This window comes from Haloferax sp. Atlit-12N, from assembly GCF_003383095.1.
Taxonomy (GTDB): Archaea; Halobacteriota; Halobacteria; order Halobacteriales; family Haloferacaceae; genus Haloferax.
This window is the reverse complement of record NZ_PSYW01000002.1, coordinates 739,725-764,596: the sequence shown is the minus strand read 5'-3', so window position 1 is coordinate 764,596 and position 24,872 is coordinate 739,725. Positions and strand designations below refer to the sequence as shown.

Here is a 24,872-nt window from a genome sequence, read left to right as displayed (position 1 = left end):
CGTTCTCGTGAGTGCGTCGAACACTCCGTCCTCGTACACCAACAGAGATTCACTCGCGGAGCGACTCGCTCGGAACGATGCACCGTCGCACGCTTCTCGGACTGGTCGCCAGCGCCGGAGTCGTCGGCGTCCTCGGGGCGAACTGGGGTGCCGGCGAGCCTTCCGTTCCACCAGCCACCTCCGCTCCGGAGCCAGTCCCGTCGACAGGTCAACGCGACAGCCCCGTCGTGGCCACCGACACGACGACGGCGGGGAGCACGACGTACGGAACCGTCCGACAGTCAGCGTCGGTTCACGACCTCGAGGCGACCGGCCGCTACGCCCTCGTCACCACGTATCAACTTATTCCAGGGTCGAACTATCACGCGAGGAGCGGGTGGAAAACTGCCTCTCTGACGGTCGAACACAGGTGGAACGCCGGATCACTCGTCTCTCACGCTGGAGACGTTGTGCCGGGTGACGATGACAACGCCGACTCGAACCTGTACCTGGGTACTGGCCGGTCGGCGAGACAGTACCGATGGCAACTGACGTTTGACGCTGCGACAGGGAATTCGCACACGTTTCGCTTCGCTACTGTCGTGGACCGTGAGGACGTCCCCGAGCGAGGTGACGCACTCGTCGATGCGATGTTCGGGGCGGGTTTCACGCAGGGATTCTTCGGAGCCTCGGAACGGGACCTTGCGACGGCACGCCTCGAACTGCAGGAAACGAGCGCGGACACTCGGCGTCGAACCTGAGGACGACACAGTCCCAAACGTGAGGGCAGGGTGACGCTCAATACACCCCACCGTTTCCGGAGAAAACCCACTCTCGTTTACTCCGCCCCGACGCCCCACGCGTCATGGTTCTCGGTGGCGTCCGTTTCTTCGTCGACAGCATAGCCATCGAAATCCGCAAACGTCCCACTCCGTTGTTGGACGACACGAACTCGAATACTTCCGTCGTCTTCGAGATGCCAGCGAAGTTGGTCGCCATCGTCGATCCCCAGTTCTCGACGAATCCGTGCTGGAATCGTCGCTTGGTTCCCAGACACCGTGCTTTCAGCGTCTACTGGGTCACTACTCATGACTGACCACTAGAACCACTTGGTGAAAGCCTAGTGTGTCGCCACACTACCAAAACTACGGTTGGGTCGACGCGAAACACACCCTCCCCCATCGACAACCCGGCTCCCAGCCCCGCCCCGAGCGCCACGCCGATTGCGATGCCTACTGCACAGTCGTTGCGACCGGCGCTCTCAATGTATCGGCTTCGCATCGAAGCGCGAAAGCGATCCAATCCAACAGGCCCCGTTCATCTCATATCTCACGCTATTTTCACGATTATCATCAACGGCGACCTCCAAGCGGAGTCGTTGCTGGACTGCATCACGCTGTAGTCCCGTGACGTCGATTGTCGTGAGCATGCGTTGGTCGGGGAGCAGTAGTATCACACTCTGATATCGCCGGGTAATATTGAACTGATATGTAATATTGAAGTGATACGCAATCAATATAACCGACATGACGGGTCCTGGGAACGAATCGTCAACAAACTACAGACCGGGCGACAACTCGGCCTCGATTATGGCATATGCGCTCCAGGCCACAGAGACCGTTATCTGGGACTGGGATATCTCCGCGGATGCTGTCTCGCTGTATCCTCCTTCGCAGACTGTGTTCGAAGATATCGCCGACCTTGATGACTTCTTGAGTCAGGTTCATCCGACAGACACACAGCGCGTCGTTCACGCACTGGAGGTCGCAGTTGAAGAGACCGGGCACTACGTGACCGAGTTCCGCCTTGCCGATGACACAGAGCGATGGGTCGCTGCACAGGGGGAAGTGACCTACGATGACGGAGACGACCCGGAGCGTCTGATTGGTGTTGGGCGAGACGTAACTGATAAAAAACACACAGCGCAGCAGCTCAGACGAGCGACAGAACACCTTGCCGAGACAGAACTCGTATCCGACATTGGTGGGTGGGAACTGATACCCGAAACGAACGACCTGTGGTGGACACAGGGGACGAGACAAATCCACGATGTCTCGCCGGAGTACAACCCGACAGTAGAGGATGCCTTCAAGTTCATCCATCCAGCGGACAGACAAACAATCGAGAAGGTGGTCCAACAGTGCCTGACGTCCGGCGAACCGTATGGTGTTGAACTCCGGTTGATTACTGCCGAAGGACGTGAGCGATGGGTCTACTGTAGGGGCGATCGGGTACAACGTGGTGAGACCACCGTTCTCAGGGGCGTGATCCAGGATATCACCGACCGAAAAATCCGTGACCAACGGTTGATGGTGTTGAGTCGGGTTCTCAGGCACAATATTAGGAATACACTTGGCGTCGTCATTGGGAACGCAGAGTTACTGGCAGAAGAACTGGAAGCACTCGATCCACTTGAGACGTACCTCGCTGAAACGGCTTCGTTTCCACTTGATGATAGTCGTCGCATGCTTTCGAAGATTGCTGACAACGCGACGCAGTTGGTTGAGCTGGCTGAAAATGCCCGGCAGCTGAGTCGTGTGTTAGAACGTGGTCCGGTGCGGTACTACGTCGATGTCCCGACAGTTGTCGATCGACTCGTCTCGAAGTTCACCGACCAGTATCCCACTGCAAGTATTCACGTCGAAAAACAAGCGGTCGGCGTGAAGGGAAACGAAGAATCCCTCGAGATGGCGCTTACTGAACTCATAGAGAACGCAATTGTCCATACTCACGACGCGTCACCGACAGTCGAGGTTTCCATTTCCCGAGTCGACAACGAGCGAGTTCGTATTCAGGTCGCAGATACAGGCCCGGGCATTCCGGAGATGGAACAAGAGGTTCTCGAGATGGGTACTGAAGAACCCCTCCTGCATGGTCGGGGAACCGGGTTGTGGATGGTCAATTGGCTGATGACACAGTTAGGCGGCAGTATTTCAATCGACGAAAACGTCCCTCGAGGAACCGTTGTGTCTCTCACGTTGCCTGCCGCACTGAGTGAGTGACGGCTTTCGCGCCCCCTGGCGTGGAGGAGTCAACTCCTTAGTGAGCGGGAGTCCGCACTGACCGACACAGAAACAGGAACACACAGCGCTCAGGCTTGGTCGGTCTCGGTCGGGCCAGTCGACTCGGACACGAACGCGCCAACCAACCACCGATATTCATACCCCTACCAGCGAACGAGTGTGATATGAATACATACTCGATTTTGGGGCCGTCACTCGTCGCAGTCGTGATTTTGTTGTTGCTGAGTGCGTTCTTTTCCAGCAGCGAGTCAGCGATCTTTTCGCTCCCGGATGACATGCAGCCCGCGACCGAAGACAGTACGAAAGACAGCCGCACACTCCAGCAACTCCGCGCGAACCCGCATCGACTCCTCGTCACACTGTTGGTCGGCAACAATCTCGTCAACATCGCCATCACCAGCATCGTCACACTGCTGGTTGCACGGTTCGTTCCCCCCGGATACACCGTCGTGATTGCAACACTCTGTGTGAGCGTGCTCGTCCTCGTGTTCGGGGAAATCGTGCCGAAATCCTACGGCCTCGGTCACGCGGAATCCTGGAGTCTCCGTGTCGCCCGCCCAATCTCGTACGTCGAACGTGTACTGAGGCCACTCGTCGTGTTGTTCGACATCGTCACGCGATGGCTGACGTCACTTATCGGCGGCGACCAACACATCGAAAAACCATATCTCGACGAGGACTGACTACGCCCCGACGGGCGTGAAATTCAGCATGGGTCAGCCGGTCGAGTCGTAGACAGCCAGATACAGTATTCCAACGAGGCCGATGAGTCCAAGGCCAAGGTATCCAGATTGCGGGACCAACTGCCCGTAGCTGAACACGCCGATGACGATCAGGACGAGCAGGTAGAACTCGATCAACAGCAGGTGTCTGCGGAGGGCCGAATCCATGGATCCACTATCGTCGGCGGAGTTATTGTAAATTTGACTCTTGTTCGACGACCGACAGCACGAGTGTGGTCTCCCTCAGGTGGTCGGTATCGCAGTCCCGGGGTGGCTGAGCGACCGCCACGAGAACCGAATCGGTATCACAGTCATACAACTGCCACACCTGTCTGAACAGCACCGCACGGACTCCGGGCGAACACCATGATGACTGTATTCATGTCAACAACAGCGACAGACACTATATCCCGAGCGCAAAACCGACGAGTATGCCCTCCGAATCGCTCGTCTCACGCCGCGGCCTGCTAGCCACGCTGGGTGGGGCCGCGTCGATTAGTCTCGGGGCGGTGGTTGGGTCGGACGCCGTCCGCCCGCCGCTCAGTCTCGAACACCGAGTCCCCGCCGGCGAGTGGCCGATGGCGAAACGGACGCCGCGACGAACCAGTTTTCAACCACAGCCCGGCCCCCAAGACGGCCTCGTCGAGGCGTGGCACCAGCCCGTCGAATCCGCGACTGTCGTCTCCCCGGGACTGGTGGCGACGCACGACCGGGTGTACACCGTCGGTCGGTACACGGTGCGAGCGCTCGCGAGTGCTGACGGCCAGCCCGACTGGACGCGACCGCGTGAGAACGCCCCGAGCGTCCTCACCAGTCGCGCCCCCTTCGAGTTCCTCCAGACCGGCCCGACCGTCAGCGGCGACCACCTGTACGTCGTCGGTGGAGTGACGCTGTACGGCCTCGACGCCACAAGCGGGCAGTCGACGTGGGCGTTTCGTACGACGAGTAGTTTCGAGCACGTCCTCCCGGTCGGCAACCTCGTCGTCGCCGGCGTCTCGCGTGGGTCCGAGGACTCCCTCGTCGCACTCGACCAGGCGACGAGTTTCGAGCGCTGGTCGCGGGTGACCGCCGAGGTCCCACTCGCGTTCGCGTCGGGCACGGAGGGCCACGTGGACGCCCCACTCCTCCTCACCGGAACCACAGCACAGAGCAACAGCCAGCAGTTGGTCGGCCGCGACCCAGTCGATGGCTCCGTCTACTGGCGAACGACCGCCGACGCGCCGGCGTTCGAGGCGTTCGCGCTCCCCGCGATTAGCCAGGGGCGCATCTACGCCGGTGGACCGCGGCTGACTGCGTTCGCGGCCACCGATGGGAGCGTCGAGTGGCAGACCCCGATTGTCGACCGTGCCGAGTCGATATCGCCAGTCACCGACGGCGAGCGTGTGTACGGCGTCGGTGGCGGCGTCGCCATGGCGGTTGACGCGGCGACCGGAACTCGACAGTGGTCGGTATCGGTCGGGGGAGTCACTCCGTTCGTCCCGCCCGTCATCGCTGGTGAGACACTGTACATCCCCGGCGACGACGCCGTCATCGCGCTCGACACGACCGACGGCTCGACGCGGTTTCGGCACGCACTCCCGGAGTCGACGCCCGACGGTATGGCGAGCGCCGACGGCAATCTCTACGTGAGAACGCACGAGTCGGTCCGCGGGTACGTCGCGTCCGGGGAGGCTGACTCGTGAGCGACTCCGAGTCGCCCACCGAAGCAATGTCGACGTACGCTCAACAAGTGGGGCGTGGGGTCGTCTCGCTTCTCATCCTCCAGTACTCACTCGGCGTCGGTGTGCGTGCGACGGTCCAGCACGCGTTCGGGCCGACCCCGATTGTGCGGCCCAGCATCGTCTCGACCGTCGTCGTGGCGCTCGTCGTTGCAGTTCTCGTCAATAGCGCCCACCAACCCAGCTACCGACAGCTGACGGGCTTTACCGTGGTTGCGTTGGTGATCGGGACCGCTGTCACCACGCTCGTCGGTGGTGGAGACGGACACGTCGGTGCGCTGTATCCGACGCTGCAGACCGGGCTCTCTTGGCTGGGCGCGTTCTGCATCGCGTACGCCGTCGCGTTCGAAGTCGAGTGGCGTCGCGTCGTCGAGGTGCTGCTCACGCGTCCGAGAGAATAGCACTACTACTCGTCGCCGAGCACGCCGAGAGGCGAACCACCGACTCGACGCCGATCTGGTCACAGTCCTTCGTTGCCGTTTCGCTGACGACTCGAACACACCACACTAACAGAAGGCCCGCTCCAAGCCAGCCCATGGACCGGACGGACTTCTTCCTCGGCTTGATCGTCGTGCTGTTGGCTGCACAGGTATACGAGACCGGTGATGGTCACACACCGATATTCATCGTGTTCCCCGTGATGGCGATTCTGTATCTGGGCCCGGTGTACCTCGTTGGGGCAGTTCTCATCGAGAACGTCGTCGATAGCTGATCCGGAGCACACGGTCCGTCTCGTAGATGTGAGACGCCACAGAAACGGCGTACAGAACGAGAGCACACGGCGAGACACGTGAATCACAGCGGGAGCCAACGACCTACCCGTGGGCAGACGCCGACTCGTTCACGACTGTCTGTTGCACGAGTTGCTTCACGCCTCTGCGAAACCGTTCGGACGCAGAGCTATCCGAGATGTCAAGCTGCTCTCCCAGGTCGGCCAGCGAACACGTCCGCGGAATTTCCAGATACCCACACTCAGATGCAACAACCAACATCTCCCGTTGGGCGTCCGTCAGCGACACACTGGGTCCGTCTTGGTACGTCTCCTCGTAGAGTCGCTTGACGGAGATGTCGATCTCGTGGTCACGACAGAACTGCATGATGTGTCTGAACGCGTCTCGACTCGGGAACTGGGCGTGACACCGCCAGCCGCTGTTGGTCCCGACCGCACGCTGAAGGACGCCCCCGACCGAGATGAACTCGGGCATGAGATTCGTCTCGTCTCCGACCGGAGTGAAGTCCACCCGGTAGAATCGGCGGTCACCCGTATCGTCCAAGACGGTTGGGTTCGTGACTGAGCGGTCGTCAGCCAGCGCCCGCCCGACCGCCGCGAAGTCGTCGCTCCGCACGGAAAAGAGCATCTGCGTCCGGTCGTCTGGCCCCTGATACGTCTCTTCCCATTCGACCTCAATGTCGGGTATCTCCCGTAACGCCGTGAGCAAGATCGGATGGTCGATCGTGAATTCTGCTATGAGCATTGGTAGCACCCCTCACCAGATAATAAAATGTGGGGGTCATAGATAAACACCCGGGAGGGTCAGGCAGGGGACTCATTCCATCCTCGATAGAACAACCTGTAGATGTCCACTTTCGACGTGCCGTCGTCGCAGCAGGAACCTGATCGAATCGGAGAGCTTTGCGACGTCATCGCAAAACAGCGTCGTCGCCACGTCCTGTACTCTCTCCGTGACGCGGACGAAGCGACTGTGGCTGTCGAGCGGCTCGTCCAGTCTCTCGTCGAGCGGACGGGTGACGAGACAGCACGAGTCGAACAGCGGCTGCACCACGTCTCGCTGCCGAAACTCGTCGCCGCGGGCGTCATCGAACACGACCGCCGGAGTGGGTGTGTCCGGTACCGTCCAACTCGTCTGCTCGAACAACTGCTCGAACAGGTGTCGGCACTCGAAGAGCGGGACTAGTCGCACTCCAACCCAACAGCCCATCCGAGAACGTCCCTACCCTACTCTCCGGACTGCCGACGGGCCTCGTTGATCAACGTCGGGACGACGATACCCACACCGAACAGCGCGACGAGTTCGACAAGCCCGTTCCCCAGATACTCTTGTGCTAGGTACCAGGCGGTAAGCCCGAGAACCATGAACACGAGCGTCGTCTTCGTCTCGGTACTCAGGAGTCGATCACCGGTCATAGTCGTTATTCAGCACCCGCGAGTGTAAATACGCCCCACGAGTTCTCGACGAGACGTTCCAACAGCGCTGGCACAGAGAACAAACACGTGCTGACGCAGGCAATTTACATCACCCACGACCGACGTCATGGCGGTACTGACTAGATCTACGCCGTGGGCAATAGTGGGTAAAGCATTTGTTGTAGTGGGTTATAGTGGGTATCACGATGGAAATAGACGCCCGTGACCTGCGAACCAACGACACCGACGACCGAGGTCGAATTTATCTCGGGACGGAGTACGCGAACAAGCGCGTGACCATCGCTGTAGTGGAAGTCGAAAACAACCACCCTGACGAAGACGAACTCGCAGCTGCCTATCAAGAAGCCTCTGAGAGTGCGGCATCGTTGGCCGAAGCGTGGGACGACACGTCGGACGAAGCGTGGCAGGGGCTGGATGAATGAGCGAGGAGACGGACGTTCAACGCGGTGACGTCGTCATCGTCCGATTGGATCCTGCTGAAGGCCACGAGATGAAGAAGACCCGGCCGGCAGTTGTCATCCAGAACGATGTCGGGAACGCAAATTCGAGTACGACTATTGTCGCACCTGCGACAGGCACGTACCGTGGCTACCCGTTCGAAGTACTGGTCGAAGCGGACAACTCACCATTCGAGAAGGATTCGTCAGTCCGGCTTGACCAGATTCGTGTCGTCTCTATCGAAAAGCGGATTCACTCGGTCGTCGGGAACCTGGCTACTGGAACGATGGAACAAGTTGACGATGCACTCAAACTGAGCCTCGGACTCAATTGAACGGGTGTCCGCTTCGGGCGTTTAATACCTCAACGCTCGGGGTTCCAGCGTTGACGAGACCAGCGGTCTCGTTCGCACACCAGAACGCGCTGCGTTCTGGGGACGCCTTTAGCTGCTTCTCGTGGCTTCTCCCTCCGATTTCCGATACGCACTGCCCATCGGAAGCGAAGGGTTCGTTCGTGACCCAGTCACTGCCGAAGACGCGAACGTCCCGCAAGAACAGATGAAGTCGTGGGGGGAGCGAGCAGACCGTATTGAACAGTCCACACCGAGGATTCGGGGACACGACGAAATTCGTGCTGGCGATGTGAAGCAGTACCGTACCCCACGACTTCATCTGTTTCAGCGCGCTTCAAGCGCTAACACGCCTGCAATCGACGCTTCAGTCTCGATAGGAAGGGACGGCTCTGTTGAACTCCCCTGGGCCTGACAGAATGTGCGTGCTGCATACAGCGGGTCGGATTCCTCCCACGGCTTCAGCCGTGGGCTTCCTCCTCGTAATCATGTGAGTCTCCGTACTCGAAAATAGCCTATTTCAGAATAGCCTATTTTGAATTTGGTTATTCGGCATAGTTAACTGCGTGCGAGGAGAGGTGAGGATCATGGAACGGTTTGTGGATCGGGAAAGCGAACTATCTCGGCTGCGAGCGTGCTACGCGTCCGACAGCCCAGAGATGATTGTCATCTTTGGACGGCGTCGGCTCGGAAAGACGCAGCTCGTTCAACACTCACTCACGCAGCGAGATGATGCCGTCGTATACCAAGCGACGCAGACGACACCACAGGTGCAACTTGACGAATTCGTTGACGCCGCCTCAGATTCCTTCCCTGGCATTGAGCATATCAAACAGAATTGGGAGTCACTACTCGGATATCTTGTCGAACAAGGCGGAATTGTCGTACTCGACGAATTTCCATATCTCATCGACGCCGACAAGAGCATCCCTTCGGTGATTCAGCGATTGTGGGACCAACGCCTCCAGAACACGAGTGGAACACTCATCCTCGTTGGATCATCGATTAGCATGATGGAGGAAGCAACCCTGTTAGGAAACAGCCCGCTTTACGGGCGATTCACCGAGAAAATCGATCTCCGACAACTCGGATTTGCTGCTGCCCAGGAGTTCTTCCCAGAAAGCTACACGCCTGAAGACCGGATTTTTGCATGGGGTGTCTTCGGTGGTGTTCCATACTATCTCGATGGCATCGACCTTGAGCACGACCTTGGAACTGTGATTTCTGACTCCCTCCTCTCACAGCAGGGATATCTCCACAACGAACCGGAGTACGTCCTCCGAACTGAGTTAACTGAGCCGAATCGATACTTTGCGATTCTCAAGGCCATCGCTGCAGGGAATACCACGTCAAATGAGATTGCACAGATGGTTGGAATCGACGGAAAGCAGATTTCGACCTACACCCAGAAACTAGAACGCCTTCGGCTCATCGAACGCGAAGTTCCACTCACAGAAGAGAAAGCTCGCTCCCGCCGTGGCCGCTACCGGATTCTCGACCCACTGTTTCGGTTCTGGTTCCGATTTGTCTACGGGAACGAAGACCGATACGAGCGATTGGGCGACGAAGCGTATGAGGCAGTCATCGAGCCCGAACTCCCTGACTTCGTGAGTTCACAGTTTGAAGTCCTCTGCCAGGATGCGCTTCCTGGACTGTATCCGGATAAAACGTTCTTAGATATCGGCCGGTGGTGGTACAAAGAACACGAAGTCGACATCGTCGGTTTCACTACGGAGGGTACGATGGTCGTCGGCGAGTGTAAATTCACGAATGCCCCGCTCGACTACAGTGCGCTTGCGTCACTCGAAGAACACACAGAAGAAATCAGATGGACCCCTGACAGTGGCGGAGAAGTCGACAAAGAGTATGCACTGTTTACTCGGAGCGGGGCGACCCAAACTGTCCGAAAAGCGGTTGCAAAGCGAGATGACGTGCGGCTGTTTGGGTTAACTGACATAACAAACAACGTGTAGTCCGAAAGCCTGCAAGCTAACCACCGTGGGCTCACGGAGAGGAGCACCGCCCGAGTGGGCCACCTCGGGGTCACATGATTCGCGACGCGGAGTCGCTCGTCACCACGGACAGCGTCGAGTGCCGTCCACCCCCGAGGTGCTCGCCGTGTGTATCTGCCGTCGCCCGCTACGGACCCGCAGTTGACACCGTTAGCTCACGAGCCGCGGCCGTTGCCACGGCCCTTTCCATGTCCGTTCTTACGCCCGTTCCCCGGTGAGTCGGCGCTGCACGACCCGACCGCGGCGTCCGCGCTCGTGTCGCTCGTCACGCGAAATATCGCCGTCGTCCCGCTGATTTCGTGGCCGACGAAGACGAGCGGGTCGTCAACCGGGCTCTCTTCGGCGGTCGCGAAGTCCAGTCCCTCCGGACCGAGGTCGCCAGCAGCGCCGGCGGGCGCGTCACCGTCTTCGATGGCCGCCTCGATGTCGACCGAGAAGTCCCGGTTGTTGACGTACTCGACGAACGTGGCACACTCGGGGTCGGTGATGTCGTACACCATGACGCCGCCGATGCGTTCGAGGCCGATGAACGCGTAGTACCGGTCGCCGACCTGCCCGATTGTCAGCCCCTCGGGCTCGGGACCTTTGTTGTCGCTGCGGCCGTCAGGGTCGTGTTCGTTGTTGTCGTTGTTGAACTGGTCGCCGAATCGCTCGGCGGTGATGTCTTCGAAGTCGCTCCCGCTGTCGAACACTCGCGTGCCGTTCGTCGTGAAGATGCTGAACGACCGCCCGCCGAAGACGTAGAGTTCTTCGTAGCGCCCGTCGCCGTCGACGTCACCGAGCGTCGTCGTCACGCCTTTTGCGCCGAGGTTCTCGGGCCGCTGGAGTTCCTCGACGCTGTCGATCCCCTCGATCTGGTCGAAGTCGAACGCCTCGGGGTCGAGTCGAAGGTCCGCGACTTCCGCTTCCTCGCTGAACGAGCCGTAATCCCGGCTATCGCCCTCGTTGGCCGTCACGAGATAGGTCTGGCCATCGGGGCTGTACGCGCCGATCGCGTCGGGCTGGAGGATGCCGTTGATCGGCCAGTTCCGGATGTTGACCCCGCCGTCCTCGTTGCTCGCGTCGAGTTCGTTCCCCGCTAGACTGTAGTCTTTGAAGCCCAGCGGCATGAGGTCCGTGATGGTCGCCGTGTCGATGTCGACCTCCGCGATCGCGTTGTTCTCCTGCAGCGAGACCCACGCCGTCTTCGAGTCGTCGCTCACGGCCACGTACTCCGGCTCGAAGTCCTGCGACGCGCTCGCGTGCGGCCCGAAGATGCGGATGCCTCGCTTTCGGAGCTGGTCTTCCTTGCCGTCGAAGGCGGTGAAGTCGGCAGTGCTGACCGTCGGCGCAGCCGCGCCGTCGGACACGTCGACGATGCTGACCGAGCCACGGGGGTCGTACGCGTAGTTGTCCGTCGGCTCGCCCTCGTTCGCGACGAGCACCCGCGTTCCGTCGGGGGTGAAGGTGACTTTGTCCGGCAGCGGACCGACCGGAGCCGTCCCCAGGCGGTCGAGCGTCTCGGGGTCGTAGAAGCCGACCTGCCCGGGGTCCTGTGCGACCTCGGCTTCGAGCGCGACGGCGACGACGTCGGCGGACGTCGCGACGCTGTTCGCGGAGCTCACGTCGTCGAGCTCGCTCGCGGCGTCGATCGCACCGACTTTCTCGGGCGCGGTCGGGTCCGACACGTCCAGCACGTCGACGCCGCCAAGCTCGGCGTTGATCACGAACAGCCGCTGGGTGGGGGCGTGGTAGGCGATGATTTCGGCCCCACCCTCGTCGAACAGCCCCGACTCGTACCGGCCGATCTGTTCTAACGCGACGTTCTCGACGCCCGAAAACCCACCCGCAGCCTCGGAGCCAGCCGCCGCCGTGTCGTTACCCGCGACAGCCGTCCCTGCGAGGAGTCCAAGAACGGTTCCGCCGGTGAGTCCGAGCACAGCTCGACGCCCGATTTCGCTCGTCTGGTGTGTTCGTTCCACACCCGATGCCCTCGGGCGGGCACGTTAAGAACTTATAATATTTGACACTAGTGCTATGTAGTGAACTGTTGACCACGGGGGTCCTGTTTATCGAATCCCAACATATCGAGACGGCTCCCCTGACAGCCGTCACCGTTGAATCGTTGGGAGTCGCTCTGCTCGGGTTTTCGTGGTTCTGTTGGCACTTCACTAGTCAGCAACTCGCCAGACATACCGGGAGGTTTCAACAGTCGTTTCACGGCGAGTGGTCGACCGCGGGCTGGTACGCTTGGCGTCGTTCGCCCACCTGTAACGCGCTGGTCTCACCACTCAGTTGCGGACGCACACCGGAGCGATGCCGCGCTGGCGACAGTCCGAGGCATCCGATTCGTATGGAGAATCTAACACAACCGTAGACGGCGAACCGGCGCACTCCACAGCCAGCCATTCACGACTGCGCCGACGCTACCACGCCGCCCACCGCGATACACCCCTGCCGAAATACCCGGCTGATTCTACACCCCTGGTAGCGAGGGTGAACCGGGAGACACGCGCTACACCCCCGACATGCAGGGGTGTACATGGACGCCGATTCTCCGCAAGGGTGTACTCGATTCGCGTCGATTCGTGACGCATCCGGGCGGCCATCGACGCCGGCTGTGTGGCGTTCGTCGCCTTACCCAATTCCGGCCTGCAGCCGTCTCACACCCTCCCTGGGCGTATTTGTAGGTTCACAGTCCCCCTGCGAATGCCGTCTCGACGGCCGTTCGTCGTCGCTTTGGCAGGGTCGAAAATCGTCAATTCCCCGGTACACCCAGTCGTGGATGGGGTGTATCGACCGATTCCGAACGCGGAAATCCGCCTCGAAGTGGCGTCTCGATGCAGGCACGACGCGCGTCGGCGACAGTCCACAGTCTCCCGTCTGTCGCCGTCTGAACGGTTAGTTCGACCCGTTCGACCTGAAATGGGGGTTCGTCGAGAGGGCCCGAATTTGGCCGCGATTGCCGGCCGACTTGGAGTCGACGCGACGACGGCCACAGCGGACACGTTGTTGCGGGAGAATGTGTGGGTGTACGCTGACTCGCCCCACCAACGGGAGTGGATTTTTCCGACTCGAACTGAAGACGGAGAATATGGTTCCCGTACAGTCGATACTCAAGGGACTCATCGGCCTGCTGTTTGTGTTGTTCCTGGTCGTCGGCCCTATCCTCCTGTACATCCTGGTCCGGAGCGAGGGACTCCTCGGTGACCCACCCGGTCGGGGTCTCCAGTAACACCCCCGACGAGACGGCGCGGACTTATTTCACTCCCCGAACCGACACACGAATACGAAATGACCGACACCCACACACTCGGCGAGACGAGCAAACGGCTCGGGACGTACGCGCTCATCGCTGTCGCTCTCGGTGCGCCCTTCGGTCCGTTTTGGTACGTCGAGTCGACGGTGGGCCGGCAGGCCTCACTCGTACACATCGGCGGTGCGCTCCTCGCCGGGTCTGTCGTCCTCCTGTGTGGGCTCGTCGTCCTCGAACGCTACGCGGGAGTCCGTGCGAAGACCATCGCGTCGTTCGACGGGTTCTTCCTCGGCTTCAACGCGGGCGTCCTGTACGGGGAGTGGCTCGGGCTCTTGGGGAACGCATCGGCGTTCACCGGACTGGCTGGGGCACTCGTGTGGTCGCTCGGGTTCCTCGAGATTCACGACCGGATTCGGTGAGTTGTTCGCCCGGTCGGCGCGTCGCGACGGCAGCGTCGTCGACAGACGAGTTTCAGTCATCCTCGATTTCTCGACAGTCTTCTAGAGATACACTTACAGTTTGCAGGTCCGTTCCGAGAACATGACTCCTCACGGACCGGACTCACACCAGTTGCTGGACCAGGCACCGCTGTTGGATGCGGCCCGTGATGGGCCGCTCGATAGGTCCACGCTCCAGGATGAACTCGACATCTCTCGTGCGACGGCCTATCGGTGGACGTCCGCGCTCACGGACGGGCAGTTGCTCGAACAGACGGCGACGGGCTACCAGACGACGGGCGCGGGCTGTGCCGTGGCCGATGCCGTGTCCCGATTCGAGCGCTCAATCGCTGCGGCCGACCGATTAGAACCCCTGCTCGCTCAGATTTCAGCGCCGGAGTTCACGCGTCACGTCCATCTGTTTGCCGACGCCGATCTCCACGTCGCCACGCCGCAGAACCCGAACGCGCCCATCGAACCGTGGCTCGAACAGTTCGCGTCGTTCGACCGCTCGCGGAGTCTGGTCGTCGCCGGCTGCCCGCCGAAGGTCACAGAACAGGGTATCGAGCACGCCCAAAACGACGTGGACTTCGAGGCCATCTGTACGCCGCTGGCGCTCGAAGCGGACCGAAACGCCTCGAAGAACGCGTTCGACACCATCGCGTCGGCTGACGCGCCCGCGTTGTACACCCACCCCGGACTGCCGTTCACGATGGGCATCATCGACGACGTGGTCATCGTCGGCGGCTTCGACGACGAGACAGCCCTCCCGATTGCCTCCGTCACGACCGATGACCCCGAGGCTCGCGAGTGGGCCGTGGATCTCTATCGGCGCTACAAGCGCGAAGCGGACAGGCTCGACGTGACGCAGATGAGTACCGGGCTGTAGCCACTCCCGCGCAAAATCTGTATGCTGCGTGAACCGTGTCTCACGACCTGAGACGCCGTCTCAGGGAATGACTATAATCCTGATCTGTCCGTCGAGCAGGATATGGAACGGACAGGGCAGACCGATTCGGGCGACGAGAATCGACAGCACGGGCGACGAGACGACCGGGGCAACGGAGAATCACCAACGACCGACACCTACGACGTAATTATCGGCGGCTCCGGGATGTCGGCATCGCTCACCGCGATGATTCTGGGGAAACACGGCCTCGACGTGGTGATGCTGGAGGCCGGGTCGCATCCGCGGTTCGCCGTCGGCGAGGCGATGCTCCCGCAGAGTTCGATGTGGATGTGGATTCTCGGGGAGTACCACGGCATCCCGGAGATTCAGTATCTCAGCGACACCAACGACATCGTCGACAACGTCACGTCGTCGTGCGGTATCAAACACTCCATCGGCTTCGCGTACCACGAGCCAGGCCAGTCGGTCGCGACGGACCACAGCCACCAGTTGATCCCGCCGAGCCTGCCGTTCTACAGCGAAAGCCACCTCCTGCGTTCGGAGGTCGACCAGTATCTGGTCGCGGCCGCCGAGCGGTACGGCGTCGAGTACCTCGACGAGACCGAAATCACCGGCGTGGACATCGGGCAAGACGAGGTGGCCGTGACGACCGACCGCGGTCGTATCGACGCGACGTTCTACGTCGATGGCACCGGCGGGAACTCCGTCCTCGCCGACGAGATGGGGTATCGCGAGGACGCGCCGGAGTTGGAGACGGATTCGCGCGCCATCTTCACGCACGTCGAAGGGCTCGCTCCGTTCGACGAGCTACTCGACGAGGCTGCCCGCCCCGGACAGTCTAACCGCCTCCACGACGGGACGCTCCACCACGTGTTCGACGGGGGATGGATGTGGATTATTCCCTTCGACAACTTCGAGCGCTCCGAGGCGAACAAGGCGAGCGTCGGGTTGGTGCTCGACCGGACGCAGTACCCCACAGACGAGTCGGTCAGCGCCGAGCGAGAGGCTCGCCGAGTCATCGCCGAGTTTCCCGACATCGAACGCCATGTCGAGTCGGCGACGCCGGTGCGACCGTGGGTCCGGACCGGGAGACTCCAGCGGACCGCCAATCAGTCCGCGGGGCACCGCCACTACCTGACCAACAACACCTACGGCTTCGTCGACCCGCTCTATGCGGTCGGGCTGGTGAACACCCTCGAATCCGTCTTCGTGTCGACCAACCTGCTGCTGGACGCGTTCGAAGACGACGAGTTCTCGGCGACGCGCTTCGCGCCCATCGACGAGATGCACCGCCGCCAACTCGCGACCAACGACCGGGTCATCAGCAACGCGTACAAATCGATGGGTGACTTCCGGCTCTGGAACGCGTGGACCCAGATGTGGCTGGGGCAGGTCCTGTTTCACGACCTGTATCTCCAGCGGCATTGCTTTACCTACCTCGCGTCGGGACAGCCCGCCGAGTTCGACTCGCTTCTCGAAGAACCGACGCCGGGCGATGGCGCGCCGTTCGTGCCGGAGAAAGCCGAGATACACCGACGAATGGGCGAGATACTGGACGCCTACCGGGCGGACGACGCGAGCGTTGACGAGGCCGCTGGCCTGCTGTTCGCGGAACTGCGACGGGCAGACTGGCTCCCGAAGCACGTCTACGACTGGGGCGACGAGCGGGCGCGACACGTCGACTTCTCCGACCCCGAGCTCGTGGGGAAACTCATTCAGTGGGGAAAGACCGAGTCACCCGAACAGCTTCGCGCGGAACTGTTCGACTTTCCCGTTCCCGAGATGGCCTAACTCCCTGAACCTCGCTACAGACGGACCGAGGACGGTGTCTCACTTCTCGTCATCAAACCCGGGAAGCCGTCGAACGGCTTTCTCCCACCTGTCGCGGGCGGCCTGCCCGGGCTCGGCAACCGGGTCATACGTGATGTCGTCCGCGGTTCCGAGCTGGCTGCCCCCGTCTCGTCCGGCCGCACGCCGCCACAGCGCGACCACCGACGCGAGCATGACCACGGCGAACAACCCGCCCAAGAAGATGTTGACTGGGTACTCGAGTGCGGGCACGACGAACGCGAGGACCAATGCGAGCACAGCTAGTTGGACCGCGTACAGCAAGTAGCTGAGCCGCGCGCCAGTGAGTTCGAGCGTCCGACTCATTGTCGGCTCCATCGGCCCACTCCGACAAAGGATTTCGCCTAAACTAGATGGGCGGTCCCTTCCGCACGGTTTGACCGGAGAGTGTGAGTGGGAGTCGACTGCGTTCACGAGGGCAGCGCTCTCGTGAGCGAACGAAACGTGGGGTGTCTCGTCCAGCCGGACTTCTTGTTCAATCACTGGCAGATGCACTCGTGTTTCTTCGCCGACTGATTAACGACGTACTCGTGGGTCTCCGACGCGAGTTCGTATAGCATCTCTGCGCGCTCTCTCGCTGCGAGTCCATCTTGGTAGTACGTCTTCGCACGGTGGTTCCGCCACAGATCTTGGAGACTCTCGGCGACGTGTTCTGAAAGAATCCCGCGTCTCGCTGCTTCTGTGTACACGCCGGGGTGTGTTCCGGGAAGGTCTCGCGGTTCGATGCCACCTTCGAGGAGTTTGAACTCGACAACGCGCTCGATCGCGACGAACGACGCCTCGATTACCAATGTGTAGAACCCTTGTTTCAGCAGCGTTCCTGCACCCGCGAGTAGTCGACACGACTTTCGGAGCTGGAGGACGTCCGCCTCGCTCGTCTCTAGCCCTTCCTCGATATTTTCGGGCCGATAGTCGAAGGCGGCTTGCACCTCGTCGACCAACGTCTCAATTCGAGAACTACTCACGACTCATCACCGTCGTCCGAAGTCGTTGGAACTCGTCGCCACCGTAGACGGTGATTCCCTCTCGGAATATCTCTCGAAGCTTTTGGCCCGCTCGGATCGAACTCCCCTCACTCTCGACGAACGGTTCGAACGTGTACCGGTCGCCGTCAAATCGCTCTTCGCCGAGTTCACTAGCCACGTTCGAGACGACACGACGAGCAGTCGTTCGGTCGCCGTCAACGAGGACAAACACGTCGATGTCGCTCTTCCGGTCGGCCTCACCGCGAGCGACGCTCCCAAACACGAGAACGCCGAGCAGTTGGTCGACTTGGTCCGAGTTCTCGACCACTGTCTCGACGCGCTCTACGAACGTACGAACCGGAGCGTGGTACTCGGTCTGTTCGATGCCGAGTATCGGGTCGTCTTTCTGGAGTCGCGCGGGGTCGATAGAGACGTACTTTCGCTGTGTCGTCTCTCGCACCTGAACGATGTCGAGTTCGTCGAGGAACTCGACTGCCCGCCAGACTGTTGACCGACTCCGGTCGGTCATCTCGGACAGCTCCTTTATCGTGAACTCTGACTGGTGGGCGTCGACGAGCAGTCGAAGCAGGTCGTCGGCCGCGTGGAGCCTGAATATCTTCGCGTCATCACCGGGGGTGACGGGAAGGCAGATGTTTATACCTTGTTTTGTTTCTTCGGACACTGTCTGATATAGTGCAACGAGGTATAATAACAGTTAGCCCGAGCACGAACTGGTGACAAGAACCCATCTCGCGCCGCGGGTATCTATGACGGTTTTTCACGGTCTGTCGCGGCCGAAATAAACATATGCCGCCGGGCGAGTGTTCCTGCACGGATGCCGACGCGAGAGCACATCGACCAGAAACCCACGAGCGAGCAGCGAAGCGAACTCGCTGCACAGGACACCCGCGACGACGACGACCGCGTGGCTACGACCCCCAATGGTGCGTACACCGGCGGCTACGCGTACCACGAACTCGACGACGACGGCGACATCGTCTGCGGCGGCCACAGCGACGGCCGGTTCGTCGAGGTCACCCGCGCCGAGGCCAAGCGAACGGGCAAGACGCCCTGCGGGAAGTGCGAGTGGATTCTCGGCCTGAAGAAGTAGTGCACCCCCACCACGTCGACGCGCGGGGCCGAACGGGTGCGCGCGACCGGACGAAGGCTGATGGGGCGGCTATCCCGACCACGTGGTGCGCAGCGGGATGACGAACCGTCCGTGTTCTTCGAGGATGTAGTCGTAACCGGCGTCCGGGTTGCTCGGGTCGGTGAACTGTTTGACCGTCGTCTGCTCGCCGAGTTTGAGCGTCGCGCTGGTGCTCGTTACGTTCTCGACGCCGACGATTTCGTACGCTCCGTTTCGGCCATCGACCGCGTCGGCGTACACCCACGAGCCGACCGCTTTTTCGATGAGGCCGGGGTCGAGTGGGCCGTTCGTCACGCTGACGTGCAGTTCGTTGTCGAGCGAGAGCGACCTCGTGAAGTCGTCGACGACGCCCTCAATACGGGGCTGCTGGTCGAGTAACTGGTCGCCGTCGGCTGTCAACGTCGACCCATCGAGCAGATAGGCGTGTTCGTGATTCCCATCGCTGTCGGTGGAGTAGACCGCAACCGCACCGTCACAGGTGAAGACGCCGTCGACGGTGTGCTCGGTCGGTTCATCATCGGGACGAGCGGTCGCACAGAGGATGTAGTCTGTCCGTCCGTTGTTCAGTTCGACCTGTACTGCACGGGCGGTGGGGTCGCGACTCTCGACGGGGGCGCCGGTCACAGCGGCGACCGCTCGCTCGTCTTCGTACGATTCGATGACGGACCGAAAGACGGACTGGCCGTCCTCGGGGTGTCGATGGGCGAGGAGGTAGTTCAGCGACTTCGGGTTGTTCCACCGCTGCGGCGGGTCACCGGTGGCGATTGCGACATCGTCGCACGCCGTCAGCATCGTTAGCCGCAACCGGACGGAGTCGGCCTCGCGTGGCCGAACGTCCCAGTAGTCCAGCGCGTTCCACTCGACGCTGAAGAAGCCGCTGGGGTCTGTGTCACGTTTGACGTCGTAGAGATAGTTGAAGCCGTTTCCAACGGTCTCGTTGTAGTCCGTGCGCTCCCCCTCGCCGGGCTTCGGCACGTCTCGGCCGGCATACGTCCCCTGGTCTTGCGGTGTGAGATACAGACAGTCGGTCGACACACCGCTCTTCTCATCGAAATCCGTCCGAAGGAAGTCGACCGCAGTGCCGTTGACAGAAAACCCATCGAAGTAGAGACTTCCCGTCTGTCGCGTTCCGAACCCACCGAAGATACCGACCCGCTCGTCGGTCTCATTCGCTAGCTCGTACGTCCCCTGTGCGTGAGTCGTGCCATCGGCCGCCGATTCGAGCGAGATGTCGACGGTCGTCCCCTGTGTCGAGACAGTGAGTTCGTACCACGTCTGTTGGTCCCAGCCGTCGATTGACGTGAACGCCTCCCAGGTGTTCGTGTCGGGCGAGAAAATCCCGAGTCGCGGGCTGTTACCAGGCCCGTGATTGCCGATTCCGGCACAGACGTGTCGACGGTTGTCGTCTTGACCGAGATAGATCGCTTGGACGTGTTGCAGGTAGTCTTCCGTCCCCGTCAGCTCTGAATTGACGTACACCCGCGCCTCCACGTCGGCGTCCGCGGCGACGGACAGTCCGCGACAGTCGTGCGACTCGTCCGAGGGGTCGAAGATACGTATCGACCGGTCGTCACCGTCGTAGGTCACGTCGTGGGATGGTTCGACCGCTCCTGCCCCCTCGCGGGCGATGAACTCCGAAACCCCATCAAGCAGGTCGTACGTCACGCGGTCGGTCGGAGTCGGGGGACCGTGAAAACTGAAGTGGTGGTCGGACCCACCAGCGACAGCGAAGAAGTCCACCGCGTACGAGGTTTCCTCGTCGATGGTGATCTGGGCGGTCGTTCTGCGGTACCGCTCGGTCTCTTCGTAGACGTTGGCGGCATCGACATCGAGCAGCTGGACGCGGTCTGTGTGGTCGAACCGCTTCGGTGTGGCGACCCACTGGCGGTCCTGCTGTCGTTCGTTGACGACGACGGTGTTGTGGCTGATCGTATTGGCAGTCCAGTTCCACCGCTTCGGCCAGTCGCCGGTCTCTTCCGGATAGCCGAGGTCCGGCGAGAGGTTTAGTCCGTGGCCAAACAGCCCCAGGTTGAGCGTGTCGCGGTGGCAGTGACTGGTTCCGTAGCCCTCGTCTGGACCGAACGCGTTCCGCCCGTAGTACGTCCAGACCCCACGGCCCGTTCCCTCGTTGGCGTCTCCCGCTCGAAGGGCTGTGAAGCCGTACCCCGCGAGTTGTGTGCTCTCGTGATTCAACGGCCCGGTCGCGTTCAGCGCCGCATCGAGTGCCTCTCCGATCTCCTCGGGGCGCTCGTCGAAGATGTCACCTCGCAGGCCTGCCTTCGTGTTTCCGTTGCGTTGATAGAGCCACTTAACGAGGTCTTCGTCTCTGTACTTCGTGTACGCTCGGATCAGCAGGTCCGGGATAACCATGTCGTCGAACCCGGGGCTGCCCGTCCCGGCAGTGTCTCCAACTCGGGGAACGTATCGGTTGAGGAACGTCAGTTGGGACTGATTCTCGAACGCTTGGTTGACGAACGGGTTGCGGTATAGATCTGCGCCAGAGTAGCCACCGTACCCGTTGAGAACCTCAGCGGCACCTCCGAATGAGCGGGTTACGAGACTGTTGTAGTGGACGCTCGCTTCGTTCGGAAAGCCGTCGCGGTCGAAGTCGGTGAGCAACTTCGAAAGCAACTCGCCACCGGTGATGTACCAGCGGCCAAATGCCGTTCCGTCGGTTTCTTTTTCGAGTGTGCCAGCTTTGAAAAGGAAATCGAGCGCTTCGTCGGTATACCCGTCTCGGTCGTCTTGAATGACGGCCGAGAGCGCCAACGTCTGCTGGTGATTTCCGAAGTTACCACGAATCTGTGCCTGCTTGACCCCGGGAAGCATCTGCTTGATGAATCCCTCTTCGATGTTCGCCCGGACGGCGTTCGGAGTGTCCTTCGCTGACAACGCGGGATACTCGGTCGCCTTCCGGTCGAGCGTCCTCGTGAGCTCGGAATCGACGTCGAGTGCGGGGAAGACGGCGTCGTAGGCCTTCATCACCGCTTTGACCCAGCTGGATTCCCAGATTGAGCCGATCTGTTTCCCCTGGCCCGTCCCGCCGTGGGTCGGGTTCGGCAGTCCGTTCACTGCTGTGTATCCCCCGTCGTCGAAATACACCGTCTCTTGGAGGCTCATGTCGGGATACACGTCGGCCAGTCGGTCGAGCAGTACTGCCGCAGCGCGCGCATACCGCTGTGCTTCGGTGTAGAGGTAGGCTTTGGAGAGGTGTTCCAGCATCGAACGCATGCCGTAGATGACGTTCCAGTGATGCGCCCACCCGACCGGTGTCCACCGAACGCCCGGTTCACCGAGGTCACCGTTCTCGTCAACCCACCCGAGGCCGTCATCGACGCCCCACGTCTCTCCCATCTCGGGATGCGTTTCGTTGACGAGGAGCGACCGGTCCGCAAGCGACGGGTCGAACGCGCCCGTCTCGTCGAGACCGCTCCGACGGTACGCCTCGAAATCGTTCGTTGGCAGGGTGTACTCTCCGTTCGTGATGTGCCACTGTGTATCTGGCTTCGCCGCATACCTGGCCCCGGCCGCGGGGTCTCTCGGATCCCATTCGCTCGACCACGGATAATACCCGGCCGTCCCCTCGGCGAGCCACGCCGTCCGAGGAATGTTCTGTGAGCCGACGTACTCCCAGAACTCGTCGAGTGAGAACTGATTGAGCAGTTTGTTCGCGGCCGAGACGATGCCGTTGCGTCTCGCCTGTGCCCACTCGTACGAGGCGATGTTTTCGCGGGCCGCGTGACGCTTCCGGTCGGTGTAGAACGTCGCCCGCGTTTTCCGCGGTGACCCCGTCGCGGAGACTCCATCGCTCGATAACAGCGTCCCGAGTACGCCGACACTCGACGTTTTCAGAAACCCGCGACGGCTCAGGTCCAACCCCAGACCCTGGTTCTCACCGTTGTCAGACGCCTCTGGTGTCGAGTCGTCTTGGCTCGCGGTTGGATCACGGTTAGTGTCATTCATTATCTAGTTATCTGTATCACGAATGTTAAACCATTGGACATTTTGATTAAAACCAATATCTAAAACTGAGATTTAAACTGTGCTGTGGACCGCATGCGGTCCGTGGCTCGGGTGTGGGCCCCGCAGTCGTCTAATTTGGACGGGTGATTTTCGTCATGAACCCGTCGTACTCATCACGTCGCTGGGGCGGGTTCCGGTATCCACAGACACCGAGCGCGTTCCTCCCCATCGTCGTAATTGCGTACGGTTGTTCCACACGCTCAGTACCGAACGTGTACTTCCAGGTGCGGTCCCCACTCTCGTCGAGTCCGTTGAGCCACATCTGCGGGCCGATGATGTCGACGCTTCGGGTCCCGACCGCGGCGTAGCCGTCTTCGAGGGCGGCAATTCCGTCAGCGGTGAACTCCTGTCCCTCCTCGCCGTAGGTTTTCGTCCAGACCACGTCGCCGTCCGCCGTGGTCTTGACGAACAGCGCGTCGGTGGTGACGTCGTCGTCCGCCTGCGTCGTCCCCGCGAAGACGTAGCCGTCGCCAACCCGGATACACTCGCCGAGGTGATTGGCTTCGTTGGCTGCGTAGGACGTTCGCCATCGCTCGCGTCCCGCCGCGTCGGTCCGCACCATGAGGAACTCCGTGGTGTCGTCGTCGTTCGTGCGCGTTCCGGCGACGGTAAACCCATCATGTGCTCGGGTTACTGACGCGATTTCGGTTCGCGTCCCACCCGCGTACGTCCTCGTCCAGCGAACCGCACCGTCGGAACTGAGTCTCGCCAGCGCCGCGTCGTCGCCGGACGTTCCCGCGACGACGAACCCACCGTTGGGCGTCTGAACGACGTCGTTCGCCCGGTCGTCGGCAGACGTCGCGAGATGAAACCGTTGTGTCCACCGCGCACGGCCGTTTCGGTTGGTTTCGACGACGTACATCTGCTGGCTACAGCGACCACGCGTTGCACCGCACAACACGTAACCGTTGGTCGCGGTTCTCGCACCGCCGTACGCGACGTCGACTCCGGACTGACCGTGCAGGGTTGCCCACCGCTTGTCACCGTCGGCATCCCACGTGTACTGCCACGACTCCGAACCGTCGTCGGACGTGGTTGCAAGGCCGAACGTCGTGATGCCACCGTCAGGCGTTGAGACGGCCTCTCTGAACTGCTCTCGCCCGGCCTTGTCGCCAGTTCGATACCAGACGACGTTCTCCCGATACTCGCTGAGCGGCGTTTCTTCGGGGGAAGCGTCGTCACGGTCGTCCTGTGTCGGTGCCGCGGTTGCGGTCGTCCCCGCGGCCGACAGGAGCGCTGCTAAACTGATGCCCCTGAGGACATCTCTGCGGTTCACGGCGAGTTCCGTACGTGCTGTGTCGGTGTCTGAAGAGTCTGTCATGGCTCGGTGGGGAAACGACGACGTGCGTGTGATGGAGTGGAACTGCCCCGAGACGTGCGTTGGGTTCCAAACCATCACCATGCTCTCGATACTCGTGGGCGGGCCGACCGGTCGACTGCGATTGGGTGCCTCTCTGCCGCTCACGCGCCCAGACGGGGCACGTGGGTCGCGCTCATTCCAGACGAATGTGCGTCCGGTAGGGCAGGTCGTGGATTCGTGATGTTATTGCCGGGATTACACGTCCACGCGATACTTGCTACTGAATGACACGATGAAAGGAATGTGGCGATAAATAATAACATCTGTCTTATATTTTGGATTAACCGAACTATCGTCCATACTCGCCGATTGTTCGGTTTTTCACACAGTACCAGCATCTATTTGTCATCTCGATAGGGTGTTCTAGGCAGGTGTTCACAGCGTGCACGAGTACCTCGAATCCCTTCGTCAGAATCCGGACCAGTCTCGGTTGTTACCACGTGTTGCGACTCGCGACTCGCAGCGAGGGTCACTCGGCCGTCGCTCGCTCGCGACCGCTGTCGGAGGGGCGGGGTTACTCGGCGCGGGTGGCACCG

General features: G+C 61.0%; 25 protein-coding genes. 15 read left to right on the top strand and 10 right to left on the bottom strand.

Annotation, left to right across the window (positions count from 1 at the left end; genetic code table 11):
• Nucleotides 1-77: 77 nt before the first annotated feature.
• Nucleotides 78-740 carry a hypothetical protein gene (locus tag C5B90_RS12120; RefSeq protein ID WP_115881766.1) on the top strand — a complete coding sequence of 221 codons (663 nt, stop codon included), beginning with the start codon at nucleotides 78-80 and terminating at the stop codon, nucleotides 738-740.
• 77 nt (nucleotides 741-817) lie between these two features.
• Here C5B90_RS12120 and C5B90_RS12115 read toward each other — a convergent pair whose 3' ends face one another.
• Entirely contained in the window at nucleotides 818-1,069 is a 252-nt protein-coding gene (locus C5B90_RS12115) for an AbrB/MazE/SpoVT family DNA-binding domain-containing protein (RefSeq protein WP_115881764.1), read from the bottom strand.
• 436 nt (nucleotides 1,070-1,505) lie between these two features.
• On the opposite strand from C5B90_RS12115, the gene C5B90_RS12105 reads away from it, so the two are divergent.
• Together C5B90_RS12105 and C5B90_RS12100 are read left to right on the top strand one after the other, a co-directional pair.
• Nucleotides 1,506-2,981, top strand: coding sequence for a PAS domain-containing sensor histidine kinase (locus tag C5B90_RS12105; RefSeq protein ID WP_115881760.1), 1,476 nt, complete (start codon nucleotides 1,506-1,508; stop codon nucleotides 2,979-2,981).
• A 185-nt stretch (nucleotides 2,982-3,166) separates the two neighbouring features.
• Nucleotides 3,167-3,685 (top strand): DUF21 domain-containing protein, encoded by a 519-nt coding sequence (locus C5B90_RS12100; RefSeq protein WP_115881758.1) that lies wholly within the window; start codon nucleotides 3,167-3,169, stop codon nucleotides 3,683-3,685.
• A 33-nt stretch (nucleotides 3,686-3,718) separates the two neighbouring features.
• Here C5B90_RS12100 and C5B90_RS20575 read toward each other — a convergent pair whose 3' ends face one another.
• Nucleotides 3,719-3,892 carry a hypothetical protein gene (locus C5B90_RS20575; protein WP_157575490.1) on the bottom strand — a complete coding sequence of 58 codons (174 nt, stop codon included), beginning with the start codon at nucleotides 3,890-3,892 and terminating at the stop codon, nucleotides 3,719-3,721.
• A gap of 263 nt (nucleotides 3,893-4,155) precedes the next feature.
• Here C5B90_RS20575 and C5B90_RS12095 point away from each other — a divergent pair, with 263 nt between their 5' ends.
• From C5B90_RS12095 to C5B90_RS20845, 3 genes are all read left to right on the top strand, one after another.
• Nucleotides 4,156-5,406, top strand: coding sequence for a PQQ-binding-like beta-propeller repeat protein (locus C5B90_RS12095; RefSeq protein ID WP_115881756.1), 1,251 nt, complete (start codon nucleotides 4,156-4,158; stop codon nucleotides 5,404-5,406).
• The gene (locus C5B90_RS12090) at nucleotides 5,403-5,843 is read left to right on the top strand and encodes a hypothetical protein (protein ID WP_115881754.1); all 441 of its coding nucleotides are present in this window, start codon (nucleotides 5,403-5,405) and stop codon (nucleotides 5,841-5,843) included. The genes C5B90_RS12095 and C5B90_RS12090 overlap by 4 nt, the downstream gene beginning before the upstream one ends.
• 134 nt (nucleotides 5,844-5,977) lie before the next feature.
• Nucleotides 5,978-6,154: a hypothetical protein gene (locus tag C5B90_RS20845; protein WP_199517485.1), complete on the top strand. Its 177-nt coding sequence runs from the start codon at nucleotides 5,978-5,980 to the stop codon at nucleotides 6,152-6,154.
• A gap of 103 nt (nucleotides 6,155-6,257) precedes the next feature.
• Here C5B90_RS20845 and C5B90_RS12085 read toward each other — a convergent pair whose 3' ends face one another.
• Entirely contained in the window at nucleotides 6,258-6,917 is a 660-nt protein-coding gene (locus tag C5B90_RS12085) for a helix-turn-helix domain-containing protein (protein WP_115881752.1), read from the bottom strand.
• A gap of 102 nt (nucleotides 6,918-7,019) precedes the next feature.
• Here C5B90_RS12085 and C5B90_RS12080 point away from each other — a divergent pair, with 102 nt between their 5' ends.
• A complete protein-coding gene (locus tag C5B90_RS12080; RefSeq protein WP_115881750.1) occupies nucleotides 7,020-7,358 on the top strand; it encodes a hypothetical protein in 339 nt (112 codons plus the stop codon).
• A gap of 41 nt (nucleotides 7,359-7,399) precedes the next feature.
• Here C5B90_RS12080 and C5B90_RS12075 read toward each other — a convergent pair whose 3' ends face one another.
• The gene (locus tag C5B90_RS12075) at nucleotides 7,400-7,588 is read right to left on the bottom strand and encodes a hypothetical protein (RefSeq protein WP_115881748.1); all 189 of its coding nucleotides are present in this window, start codon (nucleotides 7,586-7,588) and stop codon (nucleotides 7,400-7,402) included.
• A 206-nt stretch (nucleotides 7,589-7,794) separates the two neighbouring features.
• Here C5B90_RS12075 and C5B90_RS12070 point away from each other — a divergent pair, with 206 nt between their 5' ends.
• The 3 genes from C5B90_RS12070 (at nucleotide 7,795) to C5B90_RS12060 (ending at nucleotide 10,369) form a co-directional block, all read left to right on the top strand.
• Nucleotides 7,795-8,031 (top strand): hypothetical protein, encoded by a 237-nt coding sequence (locus C5B90_RS12070; RefSeq protein WP_115881746.1) that lies wholly within the window; start codon nucleotides 7,795-7,797, stop codon nucleotides 8,029-8,031.
• Entirely contained in the window at nucleotides 8,028-8,381 is a 354-nt protein-coding gene (locus C5B90_RS12065; RefSeq protein WP_058828760.1) for a type II toxin-antitoxin system PemK/MazF family toxin, read from the top strand. The genes C5B90_RS12070 and C5B90_RS12065 overlap by 4 nt, the downstream gene beginning before the upstream one ends.
• Before the next feature lie 602 nt (nucleotides 8,382-8,983).
• The gene (locus C5B90_RS12060) at nucleotides 8,984-10,369 is read left to right on the top strand and encodes an ATP-binding protein (protein WP_115881744.1); all 1,386 of its coding nucleotides are present in this window, start codon (nucleotides 8,984-8,986) and stop codon (nucleotides 10,367-10,369) included.
• A gap of 194 nt (nucleotides 10,370-10,563) precedes the next feature.
• On the opposite strand, the gene C5B90_RS12055 is transcribed toward C5B90_RS12060, so the two are convergent.
• Nucleotides 10,564-12,369: a choice-of-anchor I family protein gene (locus C5B90_RS12055; protein ID WP_233511986.1), complete on the bottom strand. Its 1,806-nt coding sequence runs from the start codon at nucleotides 12,367-12,369 to the stop codon at nucleotides 10,564-10,566.
• Nucleotides 12,370-13,481: 1,112 nt separating this feature from the next.
• Between C5B90_RS12055 and C5B90_RS20570 the strand changes: the two genes are divergently transcribed.
• The 4 genes from C5B90_RS20570 to C5B90_RS12040 all read left to right on the top strand — a co-directional run bounded on the left by C5B90_RS20570 (nucleotide 13,482) and on the right by C5B90_RS12040 (nucleotide 16,781).
• A complete protein-coding gene (locus tag C5B90_RS20570) occupies nucleotides 13,482-13,622 on the top strand; it encodes a hypothetical protein (RefSeq protein WP_158547223.1) in 141 nt (46 codons plus the stop codon).
• 59 nt (nucleotides 13,623-13,681) lie between these two features.
• A complete protein-coding gene (locus C5B90_RS12050; protein WP_115881742.1) occupies nucleotides 13,682-14,062 on the top strand; it encodes a hypothetical protein in 381 nt (126 codons plus the stop codon).
• A gap of 121 nt (nucleotides 14,063-14,183) precedes the next feature.
• A complete protein-coding gene (locus C5B90_RS12045; RefSeq protein ID WP_233511984.1) occupies nucleotides 14,184-14,969 on the top strand; it encodes a winged helix-turn-helix domain-containing protein in 786 nt (261 codons plus the stop codon).
• A 102-nt stretch (nucleotides 14,970-15,071) separates the two neighbouring features.
• Nucleotides 15,072-16,781 carry an NAD(P)/FAD-dependent oxidoreductase gene (locus C5B90_RS12040; RefSeq protein ID WP_115881740.1) on the top strand — a complete coding sequence of 570 codons (1,710 nt, stop codon included), beginning with the start codon at nucleotides 15,072-15,074 and terminating at the stop codon, nucleotides 16,779-16,781.
• Nucleotides 16,782-16,820: 39 nt separating this feature from the next.
• Here the strand turns inward: C5B90_RS12040 and C5B90_RS12035 are convergent, their stop codons facing one another.
• The 3 genes from C5B90_RS12035 to C5B90_RS12025 form a co-directional block, all read right to left on the bottom strand.
• A complete protein-coding gene (locus C5B90_RS12035; protein WP_115882510.1) occupies nucleotides 16,821-17,144 on the bottom strand; it encodes a hypothetical protein in 324 nt (107 codons plus the stop codon).
• Nucleotides 17,145-17,317: 173 nt separating this feature from the next.
• On the bottom strand, nucleotides 17,318-17,803 hold the full coding sequence (locus C5B90_RS12030) for a hypothetical protein (protein ID WP_115881738.1): 486 nt from the start codon (nucleotides 17,801-17,803) through the stop codon (nucleotides 17,318-17,320).
• Nucleotides 17,796-18,485 (bottom strand): nucleotidyltransferase domain-containing protein, encoded by a 690-nt coding sequence (locus tag C5B90_RS12025; protein ID WP_115881737.1) that lies wholly within the window; start codon nucleotides 18,483-18,485, stop codon nucleotides 17,796-17,798. The genes C5B90_RS12030 and C5B90_RS12025 overlap by 8 nt, the downstream gene beginning before the upstream one ends.
• 153 nt (nucleotides 18,486-18,638) lie before the next feature.
• On the opposite strand from C5B90_RS12025, the gene C5B90_RS12020 reads away from it, so the two are divergent.
• On the top strand, nucleotides 18,639-18,914 hold the full coding sequence (locus C5B90_RS12020) for a hypothetical protein (protein WP_115881735.1): 276 nt from the start codon (nucleotides 18,639-18,641) through the stop codon (nucleotides 18,912-18,914).
• 69 nt (nucleotides 18,915-18,983) lie between these two features.
• On the opposite strand, the gene C5B90_RS12015 is transcribed toward C5B90_RS12020, so the two are convergent.
• Nucleotides 18,984-22,916 carry a heparinase II/III family protein gene (locus C5B90_RS12015; RefSeq protein WP_115881733.1) on the bottom strand — a complete coding sequence of 1,311 codons (3,933 nt, stop codon included), beginning with the start codon at nucleotides 22,914-22,916 and terminating at the stop codon, nucleotides 18,984-18,986.
• A 130-nt stretch (nucleotides 22,917-23,046) separates the two neighbouring features.
• Nucleotides 23,047-24,297, bottom strand: a complete 1,251-nt coding sequence (locus C5B90_RS12010; RefSeq protein WP_115881731.1) for a hypothetical protein — start codon at nucleotides 24,295-24,297, stop codon at nucleotides 23,047-23,049.
• Nucleotides 24,298-24,872: the final 575 nt, after the last annotated feature.